Origin of the sequence: Phenylobacterium sp. (assembly GCF_035569475.1) — a bacterium.
GTDB lineage: Bacteria > Pseudomonadota > Alphaproteobacteria > Caulobacterales > Caulobacteraceae > Phenylobacterium.
In genome coordinates, this window is the sequence record NZ_DATMNA010000092.1 from 15,209 (window position 1) to 31,065 (window position 15,857).

At 69.7% G+C, this 15,857-nt stretch carries 12 protein-coding genes; 10 read left to right on the top strand and 2 right to left on the bottom strand.

Going from position 1 to position 15,857, the window contains the following annotated elements; genetic code table 11:
- Nucleotides 1-29 precede the first annotated feature (29 nt).
- The 8 genes from VNW53_RS14410 to VNW53_RS14445 all read left to right on the top strand — a co-directional run bounded on the left by VNW53_RS14410 (nt 30) and on the right by VNW53_RS14445 (nt 13,692).
- Nucleotides 30-1,964, top strand: coding sequence for a CocE/NonD family hydrolase (locus VNW53_RS14410; RefSeq protein ID WP_325556400.1), 1,935 nt, complete (start codon nt 30-32; stop codon nt 1,962-1,964).
- A gap of 177 nt (nt 1,965-2,141) precedes the next feature.
- Nucleotides 2,142-3,347, top strand: coding sequence for an efflux RND transporter periplasmic adaptor subunit (locus VNW53_RS14415; RefSeq protein WP_325556401.1), 1,206 nt, complete (start codon nt 2,142-2,144; stop codon nt 3,345-3,347).
- Nucleotides 3,348-3,352: 5 nt separating this feature from the next.
- Complete coding sequence (locus VNW53_RS14420) at nt 3,353-6,526, top strand: efflux RND transporter permease subunit (protein WP_325556403.1); 3,174 nt, start codon at nt 3,353-3,355, stop codon at nt 6,524-6,526.
- On the top strand, nt 6,523-7,974 hold the full coding sequence (locus VNW53_RS14425; protein WP_325556405.1) for an efflux transporter outer membrane subunit: 1,452 nt from the start codon (nt 6,523-6,525) through the stop codon (nt 7,972-7,974). Before VNW53_RS14420 ends, VNW53_RS14425 begins: the two co-directional genes overlap by 4 nt.
- Nucleotides 7,975-8,057: 83 nt before the next feature.
- Entirely contained in the window at nt 8,058-9,263 is a 1,206-nt protein-coding gene (locus VNW53_RS14430) for an acyl-CoA dehydrogenase family protein (protein ID WP_325556406.1), read from the top strand.
- A gap of 27 nt (nt 9,264-9,290) precedes the next feature.
- On the top strand, nt 9,291-9,710 hold the full coding sequence (locus VNW53_RS14435; protein ID WP_325556407.1) for an MAPEG family protein: 420 nt from the start codon (nt 9,291-9,293) through the stop codon (nt 9,708-9,710).
- 456 nt (nt 9,711-10,166) lie between these two features.
- Nucleotides 10,167-12,368: a phosphoribosylformylglycinamidine synthase subunit PurL gene (gene purL, locus VNW53_RS14440; protein WP_325556409.1), complete on the top strand. Its 2,202-nt coding sequence runs from the start codon at nt 10,167-10,169 to the stop codon at nt 12,366-12,368.
- Between the two features lie 187 nt (nt 12,369-12,555).
- Nucleotides 12,556-13,692: an alanine racemase gene (locus VNW53_RS14445; RefSeq protein WP_325556411.1), complete on the top strand. Its 1,137-nt coding sequence runs from the start codon at nt 12,556-12,558 to the stop codon at nt 13,690-13,692.
- Between the two features lie 15 nt (nt 13,693-13,707).
- Here the strand turns inward: VNW53_RS14445 and VNW53_RS14450 are convergent, their stop codons facing one another.
- Both VNW53_RS14450 and VNW53_RS14455 read right to left on the bottom strand, forming a co-directional pair.
- The gene (locus VNW53_RS14450; protein ID WP_325556412.1) at nt 13,708-14,169 is read right to left on the bottom strand and encodes a hypothetical protein; all 462 of its coding nucleotides are present in this window, start codon (nt 14,167-14,169) and stop codon (nt 13,708-13,710) included.
- 76 nt (nt 14,170-14,245) lie between these two features.
- A complete protein-coding gene (locus VNW53_RS14455) occupies nt 14,246-14,635 on the bottom strand; it encodes a glycine zipper 2TM domain-containing protein (RefSeq protein ID WP_325556413.1) in 390 nt (129 codons plus the stop codon).
- A 122-nt stretch (nt 14,636-14,757) separates the two neighbouring features.
- Between VNW53_RS14455 and VNW53_RS14460 the strand changes: the two genes are divergently transcribed.
- Nucleotides 14,758-15,171 (top strand): response regulator transcription factor, encoded by a 414-nt coding sequence (locus VNW53_RS14460; RefSeq protein WP_325556479.1) that lies wholly within the window; start codon nt 14,758-14,760, stop codon nt 15,169-15,171.
- A gap of 107 nt (nt 15,172-15,278) precedes the next feature.
- Nucleotides 15,279-15,827, top strand: coding sequence for a DUF4199 domain-containing protein (locus tag VNW53_RS14465; RefSeq protein WP_325556414.1), 549 nt, complete (start codon nt 15,279-15,281; stop codon nt 15,825-15,827).
- Nucleotides 15,828-15,857: the final 30 nt, after the last annotated feature.

The following is a 15,857-nucleotide window of genomic DNA, read 5'->3' on the forward strand; positions in this document are numbered from 1 at the left end:
AACCTCGCCTCATCGGCTACGGTCCAGCCATGACCCGATTTGCGCTCCCCGCGGCCCTCGCCGCCGCCTTCGCCCTGCTCGCCGCCGCGCCCGCCCTGGCCCAGACGCCCGCCGGCCCCGAGATCACCCCCGACATCCCGGCCAAGTTCGAAAAGCCCACCGCCAACAACGACTGGGTCAAGCGCACCGTGATGATCCCCATGCGCGACGGGGTGAAGCTCTACACCGTCATCGTCATGAAGAAGGGGACCAAGGACGGCCCGATCCTTCTGACGCGCACGCCCTACAACGCCAAGAAGCGCGCCGAGCGGTTCGACAGCCCGCACATCACCGACGAACTGGCGCAGATGGATGAACCCTTCGTCACCGACGGCTATATCCGTGTCTACCAGGACATCCGCGGCAAGTGGGGCTCCGAGGGCGACTACGTCGTCACCCGCCCGCTGATCGGGCCGCTGAACCACACTGGCGTCGACCACGCCACCGACACCTACGACACCATCGAATGGCTGGTGAAGAACGTGCCGGAGACCAATGGCCGGGTCGGCATGATCGGCTCGTCCTACGACGGCTTCACCACCCTGATGGGCCTGATCAACCCGCACCCGGCGCTGAAGGCCGCCGTGCCGCAGAGCGCCATGGTCGACGGCTGGATGGGCGACGACTTCTTCCACTACGGCGCCTTCCGCACCACCAATCTGGACTACATCGCCGGCCAGATGACCGCTCGCGGCGAGGGGAACAAGATTCCCAGGCAAGCCCTGGACGACTACTCCAACTTCCTGCGCGCCGGCTCGATCGAGGACTACGCCAAGGCCGCCGGCCTCGACCAGGTCCCCTACTACCGCAAGCTCACCGAGCACGCCGCCTACGACGCCTTCTGGAGCGAGCAGGCGCTGGACAAGGAGCTGGCCCGCCAGCCGCTGAAGGTGCCCACCATGTGGGTCGGCGCCCTGTGGGACCAGGAGGACATGTGGGGGACCATCCACTCGTACCTGGCCACAGAGCCCAAGGATAAGAACAACGACATGAACTACCTGGTACTGGGGCCGTGGCGGCACTCCGGCGTCAACTACGAGCAGCGGCAGCTCAACGCGCTCAAGCTGCCCGGCGACACGGCCACCGAGTTCCGGCTGAAGATCCTCAAGCCCTTCCTCGACGAGCACCTGAAGACCAACGGGCCGAAGGCCAACACCCCGCCGGTGTTCATCTTCCGCACCGGCGACATGGAGTGGGACCGCCTGCCCAAGTGGCCGCTGGCCTGCGAGGAGGGCTGCGCGGGCAAGATGAAGCCGCTCTACCTGCAGCCCGGCCTGGGCCTTGGCTTCCGGGCGCCGGCGGCCGCGGGCCCGGCCTACGACGAATATGTCTCCGACCCCGCGAAGCCCGTGCCCTATGTCCGCCGCCCGGTGCGCACCGACGACGGCGACCAGTGGCGCTACTGGCTGACCACCGACCAGCGGTACGTCGACGACCGCCCCGACGTGCTCACCTATGAGAGCGAGGTGCTGACCGCCCCGGTGCGCATCTCCGGAGCGCCGATCGTCAACCTCTTCGCCTCGACCAGCGGCGCCGACTCCGACTGGGTGGTGAAGATCATCGACGTCTACCCCGACACCGTGCCCAGCCAGGCGGAGATGGGCGGCTACGAGCTGCCGATCGCCATGGACATCTTCCGCGGCCGCTATCGCGAGAGCTTCTCGACCCCGCACGCCATTCCCGCCAACGCCGTCGAGAAGTACCGGTTCGTCATGCCGACGGCCAACCACGTCTTCCTGCCGGGCCACCGGATCATGGTGCAAATCCAGTCAAGCTGGTTCCCGCTTTACGACCGCAATCCGCAGACCTTTGTTCCGAACATTTTCTTCGCCAAGCCCGCCGACTATCAGAAGGCGACCCAGCGGATATTCCACTCAGGCCCCCAGGCGACAAACATCGAGCTGCCGGTGGTGGAGATGCATTGATCCGTCTTACTGGATCAGTATGTTGCGCCCGCGCCGCATCGCGACTTGGCAACAATACGAAATGCTGGCGTCGCGTTTCGGAAAGACGATGGCGCCATTAGTCGCCCCGAACTCGTGAGTCTGCAGCTTCCTCCAACCGACCCGCAACGGGTTGCCCTTTCGAATTAGGTCCCGCGGGTGCGCACCCAAAACAAGTTTCGCCAACTGCCCGTGCTCGCGCTCGCCCTCCTGCTGTCTGCGTGCGGCGCCAAGGAGGCCAAGAAGCCGCCGCGGATCCCCGAGGTCGGCTACGTGGTGATGACCGCCCAGACCGTGCCCCTGGTGATCGAGCTCTCCGGGCGGACCAGCGCCTACGAAACCTCAGACGTCCGCCCCCAGGTGAACGGGGTGATCAAGGCCCGCCAGTTTGTCGAGGGCAGCCTGGTGAAGCAGGGCCAGACTCTCTACGAGATCGACCCCAGCCTCTACCGCGCCGCGGTCTCCCAGGCCGAGGCCAACCTCGCCAACGCCCAGGCCACCCTGGAGACCGCCCAGGCGAAGGCCGCGCGCTACAAGCCGCTGGCGGACATCGAGGCGGTCAGTAAACAGGACTATTCGGACGCGAAGGCCGCCGCCGGCGTCGCCGTCGCGCAGGTCGCCCAGTTCAAGGCCGCGCTGGAGACCGCGCGGATCAACCTGCGCTTCACCTCGGTGCCCGCCCCGATCTCCGGGCGTATCGGCCGCTCGCTGGTCACCACCGGCGGGCTGGTGACCACCGGCCAGACCAATCCGCTGGCCCAGATCCAGCGGCTGGACCCGATCTTCGTCGACATCCAGCAGTCCAGCTCCGATCTGGTGACCCTGCGCCGCGAGCTTTCGGCCGGCGGCGTGACCGCCTCGTCGGCGGCCGTGCGCCTCACCCTCGAGGACGGCAGCGACTATCCCCTGACCGGACACGTGCAGTTCGCCGAGCCGGTCGTCGATCCGAACACCGGCACCGTGACCCTGCGCGCGGCCTTTCCCAATCCGCAGGGTCTGCTGCTGCCGGGCATGTACGTGCGCACCCGCCTGGCCCAGGCCGCCGCCCCGAACGCGATCCTCGCGCCGCAGCAGGGGGTCTCGCGCGACCCGCGCGGCAACGCGACGGTCTATCTGGTCGGGCCGGGCGACAAGGCCGTGCTGCGCACGGTCAAGGCCGACCGCACCATCGGCGACAAGTGGCTGGTCACCAGCGGCCTTGAGGTCGGCGACAAGGTGATCGTCGAGGGCCTGGACAAGGTGAAGCCCAACCAGCCGCTGCATCCGGTCCCCGCCGGCTCCGCCCCGCGCCATGGCGGCGGTGCGGGCGGGCCCGGCGGCAAGGCCGGCGGCAAAGGCGACGGCCCCGCCCGGCCGGGGCGCTAGGCCCCATGATCTCCCGGATTTTCATCGACCGTCCGGTCTTCGCCTGGGTGATCGCGATCGTGATCATGCTGGCGGGCATCGGCTCGATCCAGGCCCTGTCGGTCGAGCAGTACCCCGACATCGCTCCGCCGCAGGTCAACATCCGCGCCACCTATCCCGGCGCCTCGGCTGAGGTGCTGGAAGCCAGCGTCACTCAGTTGATCGAGCAGCAGCTCACCGGCATCGACGGGATGATCTACTTCTCGTCGACCTCCGACTCCTCGGGCGGGGTGGGCGTCACGGTGACCTTCCAGAAGGGGACCGACCCGGACATCGCCCAGGTCCAGGTGCAGAACAAGGTCCAGCAGGCCCTCCCGCGCCTGCCCCAGCCCGTGCAGCAGCAGGGCCTGATCGTCACCAAGTCCAATCCCGACTTCCTGCTGATCACCTCGATCTACGACCAGACCGACCGCGCCAGCAGCGCCGACATCTCCGACTATGTGGTCTCCAACATGCAGGAGCCGATCGGCCGCATCCCCGGCGTCGGCGATCTGCGGGTGTTCGGCGCGCAATACGCCATGCGCATCTGGCTCGATCCCTACAAGCTCGCGGCCGTGAAGCTGGTGCCGGGCGACGTCATCACCGCCATCCAGGCCCAGAACACCCAGGTCGCCGCCGGCCAGATCGGCGCCCTGCCCTCCTCCGACGCGCAGATGCTCAACGCGACGGTCACCGCGCACTCGCGCCTGACCACCGCCGACGAGTTCCGCAAGATCATCCTCAAGACCCAGACCGACGGGTCGAAGGTGACGCTGGGCGACGTCGCCCGCGTCGAACTGGGCAGCGAGAACTACTCGACGCTCAGCCGCCTCAACGGCCACCCGGCGTCCGGCATCGCCGTCAACCTCGCGCCCGGCGCCGACGCGCTGAAGACCGCCGAGCTGGTCCGCGCGGCGATCATCGAGCGGGCGAAGTCCTTCCCGCCCGGCTACACCTACGCCTTCCCCAACGACGCCACCGCCTTCATCAAGCTGTCCGTGCGCGAGGTCGTGCTGACCCTGATCGAGGCCATCCTGCTGGTGGTCATCGTGATGTTCGTGTTCCTGCAGAGCTGGCGCGCCACCCTGATCCCGGCCATCGCCGTGCCGGTCGTTCTGCTCGGCACCTTCGGCATCCTGGCGCTCGCCCATTTCAGCATCAATGTGCTCACTCTGTTCGGCCTGGTGCTGTCCATCGGCCTGCTGGTCGACGACGCCATCGTCGTGGTGGAGAACGTCGAGCGGGTGATGGCCGAGGAGCCCGGAATCTCTCCGCGCGACGCCACCATCAAGTCCATGGACCAGGTGCAGACCGCCCTGATCGCCATCGCCCTGGTGCTGTCGGCGGTGTTCCTGCCCATGGCCTTCTTCGGCGGATCGGTGGGCGTGATCTACCGCCAGTTCTCGATCACCATCGTCTCGTCGATGGTGCTGTCGGTGTTCGTGGCCCTGACCCTGTCGCCGGCCCTGGCCGCGACCCTGTTGAAGCGCCCGGGCGAAGAGCACCACGATAGCAACGTCCTTGACCGGGCGCTCGCCCGCTTCGGCGGCCGGTTCAACACCTGGTTCAACGAGACCGCCGACCGCTACCAGCGCGGGGTCAAGTGGGTGATCGGCAAGATGCGGGTCGCCATGTTCATCTACGCCGCGCTGGTCGCGGGGCTGGTGGTCCTGTTCCTGCACCTGCCGACCAGCTTCCTGCCGGCCGAGGATCAGGGCACCGCCCAGCTTCAGTTCACCCTTCCGCCCGGCGCCACCATGCCGCGCACCCTCGCCGCCGTCAGGCAGGTCGAGAACTATTTCCTGACCAAGGAAAAGGCCAACGTCTCGGCCGTCTACGCCGTGGTCGGCCAGAGCAACCAGGGCGCCGGCCAGAACGCCGGCCGCGGCTTCATCTCCTTCACCCCCTGGGACGAGCGCAAGGGCAAGGAAAACACCGCCCCGGCCATCACCCAGCGCGCCACCCGCGCCATGGGCGGCCAGTTGCGCGACGCCCAGTTCTTCGCCCTCAACCCGCCGCCGGTGCGCGGCCTCGGCCAGTCCAGCGGCTTCACCATGGAGCTCTTGAATTCCGGCAGCCTCGACCGCCAGCAGTTCAAGGCCGAGATGAACCAGTTGCTCGCCGAGGCGCGCAACGATCCGGTGCTGACCGGGGTCCGCCAGAACTCACTGGACGACAATCCGACCCTGAACGTCGACATCGACGAGGAGAAGGTGGGCGCGCTCGGCGTCCCACAGGCCCAGGTCGACCAGACCCTCACCGCCGCCTGGGGCGGCAACTACGTGGACGACTTCGTCGACCGCAACCGGGTGAAGCGGGTCTACGTCCAGGGCGACGCGCAGTTCCGCAGCCGGCCCGAGGACCTCAGCAACTGGTTCGCCCGCTCCGCCAGCGGCGAGATGGCGCCGTTCTCGGCCTTCGCCCACATCGGCTGGGGCCAGGCGCCGAGCGCGCTCGGTCGCTTCAACGGGGTGTCCAACTACGAAATCCAGGGCGACGCCGCCGCGGGCAAGAGTTCCGGCGAGGCCATGGACCACATCGCCGCCATCGCCGCCAAGCTGCCCGGGGTCTCGGTGGCCTGGAGCGGGCTGTCCTACCAGGAGCGGCTGTCGGGCGGCCAGGCGCCGATGCTCTATGCGATCTCGCTGCTGGTGGTGTTCCTCTGCCTGGCGGCGCTCTACGAGAGCTGGTCGGTGCCGTTCTCGGTGATGCTGGTGATCCCGCTGGGCCTGCTGGGCGCGGCGCTCGCGGTCTGGCTGCGCAGCCTCACCAACGACGTCTATTTCCAGGTGGGCCTGCTCACCACCATGGGCCTGTCGGCCAAGAACGCGATCCTGATCGTCGAGTTCGCCGAGGGCGCGGAGCGGCGCGGCAGGAACCCCTATGACGCGGCGATCGAAGGCGCGCGCTTGCGCCTGCGGCCGATCCTGATGACCAGCCTGGCCTTCATCTTCGGCGTGCTGCCGCTGGCGATCTCCACCGGCGCCGGCGCCCAGAGCCGCATCGCCATCGGGACGGCGGTGATCGGCGGCATGCTGACGGCCACGGTGCTGGCGATCTTCTACGTGCCCATGTTCTTCGTCCTGGTGCGCCGCATCTTCCGCAACCGCCACGCCCCCGAATCCAGCGGCGGCGAGGCGGCGCAAGAGACCCCGGCGTGAGGAACCTGCTGGCCATCGCCTTGAGCGGCGCGGCGCTCGCCGGCTGCACGCTGGAGCCGCACTACGTGCGCCCCACGCCCGCCGCGCCCCAGGCCTGGCCGGTGGGCGAGGCCTATCCGACGGCGCCCGCGCCGCCTCTGCCCTCGCTCAGCTACCGCGACGTCTTCAAGGACCCGCACCTGCAGGGGATCATCGGAGAGGCGATCGGCAACAACCAGGACCTGCAGGCCGCGATGGCCAATGTCGTCATCGCCCGCTCGCAGTACCGCGTGGAGCGCGCCCAGCTACTGCCGCTGGTCACCGCCAGCGGAAACGTCACCGAATCCCTCGGCAAGGTCACCGTCGTCCAGCCCAACGGGGTCGTCACCCCGCCGCGCCAGGCCACCCGGAACTACCAGGCCGACGTGGGCTTCAGCTCTTTCGAACTCGACGTCTTCGGGCGGGTCCGCTCGCTCACCCACGCCGCCCAGCAGCAGTATTTCGCCAGCGAGGCCGGGGTTCACCAGGCGCGCCTGACTCTGGTCGCCGAGGTGGCCGCTGCCTACCTGACCCTCGCCACCGACCGCAGCCTGCTGACCATCGCCAAGGACACCGTCACGAGCGCGGCCAAGACGGTCGAGCTGACCCAGGCGCGGCTCAGCGGCGGCGTGGCCGCGCGCACCGACCTGCGCTTGGCCCAGACCGTGCTGGAGCAGGCCAACTCCGACGTCGCCAACCTCACCACCATCGTGGCCCAGGACCGCAACGCCCTTGAGCTGCTGGTCGGCGCGCCGGTCGCCGACGCCGACCTGCCGGCCTCCATCGAAGCCGTCGACGGCCTGCTGGCGGAGGCGCCCGCGGGCCTGGATTCCCGCGTCCTGCTGCGCCGCCCGGACGTGGTCACGGCGGAATACAGGCTGCGCGCCGCCAACGCCCAGATCGGCGCGGCGCGGGCCGCCTTCTTCCCCGCCATCAGCCTGACCGCCCTGGCCGGCGTCGCCAGCCCGGCGCTTGGCCAGTTGTTCACCAGCAAGAACTACGACTGGACGGTCTCCGGCTCGGCCTCCCAGACGATCTTCGCCGGCGGCGCCAACATCGCCAACCTGTCCCTCGCCAAGGGACAGCGGCAGCTCGCGGTCGCCCAGTACCAGAAGGCGATCCAGACGGCCTTCAGCGAGGTCGCCAACGCCCTGGCTCGCCGCGGCACGATCACCGCCCAGCTCGCCGCCCAGAACAGCCTGTTCGCCGACGCCAACGACGAGCTGATGCTCGCCACCGCCCGCTATCGCGAGGGCGTCGACCCCTTCCTGAACACCCTGGTGGCCGAACGGACCCTCTACCAGGCCCGTCAGACCCTGACCGCCACCCGCTTCACCCGCGCCGACAACCTGGTGACCCTCTACCGCACCCTGGGCGGCGACGAGCTGATCGACACCAAGCCTCCGCCCAGGCTCACCCTGCCGCGCTAGGCGCGCCGGGCGCCGTTGGGGCATGCTTGCCGCGCCGCCCGCCGGGACTAAGGTGCCTCCCGGCGAACAGGGAGACCACGGCCATGGCGGATTTCGGAGCCGATATCGAGCTTGAGGACTTCCGCGCCGAGGCCGCCGCCTGGCTGAAGGCCAACTTCCCCGCATCCCTGGCCGGCAAGGGCCAGTTGGCCATGGCCGAGCGCGCCACGCCGGGCGCGGACCTCACGGCCTGGAAGCAGGCGATCGGCGAGAAGGGCTGGGCGACGCCCACCTGGCCGACCCAGTACGGCGGCGGCGGGCTCTCGCCGGCCCAGGCCCGCGTGCTGGCCCAGGAAATGGCCAAGGTCGGCGCCTTCAACCCCCTGCTGTTCGGCATGGGGATCACCATGATCGGCCCGACGATCCTCGACTACGGGACCGAGGCGCAGAAGGCCCAGCACATCCCGCCCATCGTCCGCGGCGAGGTGCAATGGTGCGTCGGCTATTCCGAGCCCAACGCCGGCTCGGACCTGGCCTCGCTGCAGACCAAGGCCGTCGACGCCGGCGACCGCTGGGTCATCAACGGCCAAAAGACGTGGACGAGCGGCGCGCAGTACTCCGACTGGTGCGGCCTGCTGACCCGCACCGACCCCACGGCGAAGAAGCACGACGGCATCTCCTTCATGCTGGTCGACATGCATCAGCCGGGGATCGAGACCCGGCCTATCGCCCTGATCGCCGGCGCCTCGCCCTTCTGCGAGACCTTCTTCACCGACGCGGTGGCCCCCAAGGACGCCCTGCTGGGCCAGCTCAACGTCGGCTGGACCGTGGGCAAGCGCCTGCTGCAGCATGAGCGGGCGAGCCAGACAGGCGCCATCGGCGGCGGCCGCCAGGCGCCGCTCAGCCAGGTCGCCAAACGCTATGTCGAGATGGACGCCTACGGCCGCATCGCCGACACCGACCTGCGCTCGCGCCTGGTCCGCCACGAGATGGACGCCAGGACCCACGCCCTGACGCTGGCCCGCGTCATGGCCGAATCCAAAGAGGCCAACGGCGCCACCAACGGCGCCTCGGTCCTCAAGAACTCCGCCACCCACGTCGCCCAGACCCGCGCCGAGCTGACCCTGGAGATCATGGGCGGCCAGGGCCTCGGCTGGGACGGCGAGGACTTCACCCGCGAGGAGATCGAGACCGTGCGCGCCTGGCTCGGCGGCAAGGCCATGTCGATCTACGGCGGCTCCGCCGAGATCCAGAACAACATCATCTCCAAGCGCATCCTGGGCCTGCCCGACACCACGCACTCGTCTTAGCGAAGCCTCATCGCCGGGGGGCGAACCATGACCTATCCGATCCTCGCGCCGGTCGTCGCCCTGGTGCTCTGGACCTTCGTGATGTGGGCCTGGCTCTACGCCACCCGCATTCCGGCGATCGTGGCCCTGAAGATCGTCTACGACCCCAAGCGGCCGGCTTCGGAGTTCAACGACCTGATCCCGCCGCGCGTCCGCTGGAAGGCCGACAACTACAACCACCTGATGGAGCAGCCGACGCTGTTCTATGCGACCGCGCTCGCCCTGGCGATCCTGGGCCAGGGCGCGGGCCTGAACCTCTGGCTGGCCTGGGCCTACGTCGCCCTGCGCGTCGTCCACAGCCTGGCGCAGGCGACGGCGAACGTCATCGTGGTCCGGTTCTCGATCTTCATGGCCGGTTCGGTCGTCCTGCTGGCCCTGGCGGTCCGCGCAGCGATCGTCGTGTTCTGAGCCGGACCCCGGACGCAAGAAAGGCCGCCCTTGCGGGCGGCCTCTGCCGCTTCCGTCTGAACCGCGCAGGACCGAAATCCCGGGAAGCGCCGCGGGGCCCCTTGCCCCGGCGCCGGGCAAGCCCAACGCCGTTGCCACCGTGTTCGCCGAAGGCGCGGGCCCTGACAAGGGGCCAACCGACGTTGTGCGACGGTTGCGCTCGCCCTGTGCCCGCCGCGCCACGCCCCGAAATGGCCCCATTGGCACCCCCGCGCGGCCACATGCCGCCTGTTTAAGGTGAATGTCGGCTGATCGGCATCCGGTCGGATCCTGAACAGCCCCCCAGCCCCCTGATTGGGCGCAGGTCAGCCGACGCCTCTTCCCCAAATCGCCAGACGACGCGGCATCGCGCAAAGCGCGACGATCTGTAGGGCCGCGCCTATCGCGCTCGCCTCCGAGTCCGGCTAGAAGCCCGCCATGAGCGTCGCGCCCTCCAAGACCATGGCCGAAACGGCCGCCGAATTCGGCCTGAGCGCCGCCGAGTACGGCGTCATCGTCCAGCGCCTGAACCGGGAGCCCAACCACGTCGAGCTGGGCGTTTTCTCGGTGATGTGGTCCGAGCACTGCTCCTACAAATCCAGCAAGATCCACCTCGGCAAGTTCCCCACCACCGGTCCCAAGGTGATCTGCGGCCCGGGCGAGAACGCCGGGGTCGTCGACATCGGCGACGGCCAGGCCTGCATCTTCAAGATGGAGAGCCACAACCACCCCTCCTACATCGAGCCCTACCAGGGCGCGGCCACCGGGGTCGGCGGCATCATGCGCGACGTCTTCACCATGGGCGCGCGGCCGATCGCGCTGCTGAACGCCTTGCGCTTCGGCGACCCCGGCCATCCGAAGACCAAGCGGCTGGTCTCGGGTGTGGTGAGCGGCATCGGCGGATACGGCAACTGCGTAGGCGTGCCCACCGTGGCCGGGGAGACCAACTTCCACCGCGGCTACGACGGCAATATCCTGGTCAACGCCATGTGCGTGGGCCTGGCCGACGCCGACAAGATCTTCTACTCCGCCGCGCCGGCGCCCGGACTGCCGGTGGTCTATTTCGGCTCCAAGACCGGCCGCGACGGCATCCATGGCGCCACCATGGCCTCGGCGGAGTTCGACGACGCCTCGGACGAGAAGCGCCCTACCGTCCAGGTCGGCGACCCCTTCGCCGAGAAGCTGCTGATCGAGGCGACCCTCGAGCTCATGGCCTCCGGCGCGGTGGCGGCCATCCAGGACATGGGCGCCGCGGGCCTCACCTCCTCCTCGGTGGAGATGGCCGGCAAGGGCGGCGTCGGCGTCGAGCTCGATCTCGACCAAGTGCCCCAGCGCGAGGAGGGCATGAGCGCCTACGAGATGATGCTCTCGGAGAGCCAGGAGCGGATGCTGGCCATCCTCAAGCCTGGGCGGGAAGCAGATGGGGAGCGCATCTTCGCCAAGTGGGGCCTGGACGCCGCCACCATCGGCTGGACCACCGACACCGGCCGCCTGGTCCTGAAGCACCAGGGCCAGACCGTCTGCGACGTGCCGCTCGCGCCCCTGTTCGACGACGCGCCGCTCTACGACCGCCCCTGGACCGCGCCCGAACCGCAGCCGCGCCTGACCGCCGCCGACGTCGCCGCGCCCCAGGACTACGCCGAGGCCGTGCTCAAGCTGATAAGCGCCCCGGACATGGCCTCGAAGCGCTGGCTCTGGGAGCAGTACGACCGCCACGTCATGGCCGACACGCTGGAGGACAGCTCGACCGGCGCCGACGCCGGCATCGTGCGGGTCCACGGGACCAAGAAGGCGCTGGCCGTCACCTCCGACGTCACCCCGCGCTACGTCCAGGCCGACCCCTACGAGGGCGGCAAGCAGGCGGTGGCCGAGGCGTGGCGCAACCTCACCTCGGTCGGCGCCCTGCCCATCGCCATCACCGACAACCTCAACTTCGGCAACCCTGAGCGCCCCGCCATAATGGGCCAGATCGTGCGCGCCATCGAAGGCATGGCCGAGGCCTGCCGCGCGCTGGACTTCCCCGTCGTGAGCGGCAACGTCAGCCTCTACAACGAGACCAACGGCGCGGCTATTCCGCCCACGCCGACGGTCGGCGCCGTGGGCCTGATCGCCGACTACGCCCGGCGCGCGGATTTCTCGTCCATGAAGCCCGGTGACACCCTGATCCTCATCGGCGAGACCACCGGCGAACTCGGCGCTTCCATGTACCTGCGCGAGATCCTGGGCCGCGAGGACGGCGCCCCGCCGCCCGTCGATCTCGCGGTCGAGCGACGCAACGGCGACTTCGTGCGGAGCCTCATTCTTTCAGGCCAAGTCTCTGCCGTGCATGATCTTTCCGACGGCGGCCTAGTCGCGGCGCTGGCCGAGATGGCGCTCGCCTCCAAGGTCGGCGCCCAGCTCCTGGCCGAGGCCGACGCCCCGGACCACGCCTGGCTGTTCGGCGAAGACCAGGCCCGCTACCTCGTCGCCACCTCCGCCCCCTCCGCCCTCCTCGCCGCCGCCGCGGCCAGCGGCGCGCCGGCCCGCGTGGTTGGTGAAGCGGGCGGCGACGCCCTCGCCCGCCCCGGCCTCTTCAGCCTCAGCCTGGACGCCCTGCGCGCCGCGCACGAGGGCTGGATGCCCGGGTTCATGGGCGCGTGAGCTCCGTGCGCCTGCAGCGCCCCCTCCACCCCTTCGGGGTGCCCCTCCCCCGCGCCTGCCGGCGCAAGGGAGGCTTTCAAATCATTCGGCCTCGATCTCCAAAAACCTCCCCCATAGCGGCAGCGTACGGGGGAGGGGGACCCCGAAGGGGTGCAGGGGGCGTCGCCACCGCAGAGAGCGCAATTCCGTGAACGACCGCCCCCACCTCGCCTACGCCCGCAGCCTGATCGGCCAGCCGGGCTCGCGCGCCCTGATCCCGACGCCCGCGGCGGTCCTCGACCTCGACGCATTCGAGGCGAACCTGGCCCGGATGGCGGCCCGGGCGAAGTCGGCCGGCCTTGCGCTGCGCCCACACTCCAAGTCCCACAAGAGCTCGGCGATCGCCCGGCGGCAGATGGAGGCCGGCGCGATCGGCGTCTGCTGCGCCAAGCTGGCCGAGGCCGAGGCCATGGCCGCCGCCGGGATCGGCGCGATTCTGGTCACTTCCCCCATCGCCGGCGCCGCCAAGGCCGAGCGCGCCGCGGCGCTGGCGGCCGGGCTTGCCGACTTCCGCATCGTCGTCGACCACCCGGACGGCGCCGCCGAGCTCGGGGCGGCCGCCCAGGGGCCCATCCAGGTGCTGATCGACGTCGACGGCGGCATGGGCCGCACCGGCGTCCACGACGCCGCGCAAGCGGTTGCGGTGTTCCGCGCCATCGCCGCGCAGCCGAACCTCAAGTTCATCGGCGTGCAGTGCTACGGCGGCCATTGGCAGCACATCGCCGGAGCCAATGCGCGAGCCGCCGCAGTCGCCGACGGCATGGCCTATCTGTCGTCGGTGCTGACGGCCTTGCGCCAGGCCGGCGCGGAGATCGGTGTGGTCACCGGCGGCGGCACCGGCTCCTTCGCCGCCGACGCCGCCCAGGGCGTGCTGAGCGAGGTCCAGCCGGGCTCCTATCCCTTCATGGACCGCGACTACCGCGAGGCCCTGCAGAACGATCCCGACGGGGCCTTCGAACAGAGCCTGGTCATCGCCACCACCGTGATCAGCGCCAACCATCCCGACTGGGTCACGGTCGACGGGGGCCTCAAGGCCTTCTCCACCGACGGTCCCCTGCCCGTCGCCCTGACGCCCAAGTTCGCCGAGAGCGCCTACCGCTACTTCGGCGACGAGCACGGCCGCCTCGCGCGGCCGCAGGGCGAGGCGGTCGCCCGCGGCGAGCGCGTCGACTTCGCGCCCGGGCACATCGACCCGACCCTCGACCGCTATGACGTCATGTACTTCGTGCGCGGCGACACTCTGGTCGAGATCGCCCCGTTGGAGGCGCGCGGCGCCTCGCAATAGGGACCGGTCGGCGCGCTAGCTGATCCCGTCGGGGACCCCGTTTGTGACCGGCGGCGGGGCGCAGGACCCGGCGCGCGCCTGGACCACATAGAAAAGCGCCCGGCTCTCGGCGAAGGCGGAGTGTTCCGCCAGCGGAGTGGTCGGCTGGCCGGTGGTGATGCTGCTGGCCTCGATGTCCGCGCCCGGCTGGTTCAGCGTCTGCTGGTTCCAGCGCGAGAGCTGGACGTTGCACGCCGCCACCGCCGCCTCGGCCACCGTGTCGGCGGTGTCGCGCGACCCGGCCAGGCTGTAGGCCCAGCGCTTAACGCATTCCTCCATCGGCGCGGCGCCCTCGGCGCCCGCGACGATCGGTGTGGCCTTGGGCTGCTTGAAGTCCACGCAGAGCTTGGAGTTGGCGGCCATCTCGTGGCGCTCGTCGCACGCCCCAAGGGTCAGGGCGGCAAGGGTCAGCACGGCGGCGGCGGCATAGCGCTTCATGGGTCGGACCTCGAGGGAATGGGGCTGGCCAGGGATCCGCGCGCCGCCAGGACCGGCGGCGCGCGCAAGGGTTGCGTCAGCGGTTGTAGTAGGGCGTCGCCGGGACCACGGCGTTGCCGTACTGGTCGTAGTAGACCCGGCTGCGCGTCGGCGCGCCGTACTGCGCCGTGGAATAGGGCGAGTTGGAATAGCCGCGGCGGCCGTTGCGATAGTAGGCGTGGCGGTACGAGCCGCCGCAGCCGCTCTTGGCGATCTCGTGGCCGACCACCGCGCCGCCGAGGCCGCCGATCACCGCGCCGCCACCACCCTTGGAAATCGAGTTGCCAAGCAGGGCGCCGCCAACGCCGCCCAGGATGGTGCCCGTCTCCTTGCGCCCCTGGCACGAGGCGCTGGCGTCGGTCGGGCCTGCGATCAGGGGCAGGGAAACGGCGGCGGCGAGGGCCGTCAAGGCAAGGATGTTACGCATCTTCTGGGTTCCGATCTGTGATCTCAGACCGGCGTAACGCGCGAGACTGTGTCGGGATGCCAACAAAGCGGCGCCGTGTGCCGGTTGACCCCGCTCCAGGATCGCGCACCATCGCCTCCAAGATGACCCGCACCATCCTGATCTGGGCGCTCGTCCTGGCCGTTGGAGCCTTCGCCCTGCAGTGGCTGGAATACCAGTACCTGGCGCGGCGGTTCTCCTTCGAGATCTATGTGGGCGTGATCGGGACGGCGTGCGCCGCCGGCGGGGTGTGGCTGGGGTGGCGGCTCACCGCCCGCCCGGCCGCCGGCCCTTTCGCCCGCAACGCCGCCGCCCAGGCGGCCCTGCGCCTCACCGGCCAGGAGATGAGGGTGCTGGAGCGCCTGGCCGCCGGCCAGTCCAACAAGGAGATCGCCCGCGCGCTCGGCCTCTCGCCCAACACCGTCAAGACCCACCTGGCCAACCTGTTCGCCAAGCTTGAGGTCGCCCGCCGCACCCAGGCCATCGGCAAGGCGCGCGACCTGCAGCTCATCCCCTGACGGCGCGCCCGACAAATGGACCAGACGAACGAATTCACCCTTTTGGGCGATACCGTCCCGGCGGCCGTCGCCCCAGGCTCCCGGCGATCCAACAGGGAACCCACACCATGACCCGCATCATCCTGACCTATGGCCTGATATCGGGCCTCGTCATCATCCTGGGAGTCATCGGCACGCTCATCGCCACCAACGGCGGCCACCACGGCGCCGCGAACCTCTGGCTGGGCTATCTGATCATGCTGGTGGCCCTGTCCTCGATCCTGGTCGGCGTGCGCCAGCATCGCGACCAGGCGCTGGGCGGGACGATCAAGTTCCGCACCGCCCTGCTGATCGGCCTCGGCATCGCCCTGGTCGCCTCGATCGCCTACGTCCTGATCTGGGAGGTCTACCTGGCGGCCACCCACTACAGCTTCATGGACAAGTACGCGGCCTCCATGCTTTCCGCCAAGCGCGCCGCCGGCGTCACGGGCGCGGCCTACGCCAAGGCCGTGGCCGACGCCGAGACCATGCGCCGCCAGTACGCCAACCCGCTCTATCGCCTGCCGGAGACCTTCCTGGAGATCTTCCCCGTCGGCCTGCTCATCGCGCTCGCCAGCGCCGCCCTGCTGCGCAACCCGCGGTTCCTGCCGGCCAAGACGCGGGCGGCGACGGCCTAGCCGCGCATTGGTGGGGGACGCCTGCGGCGG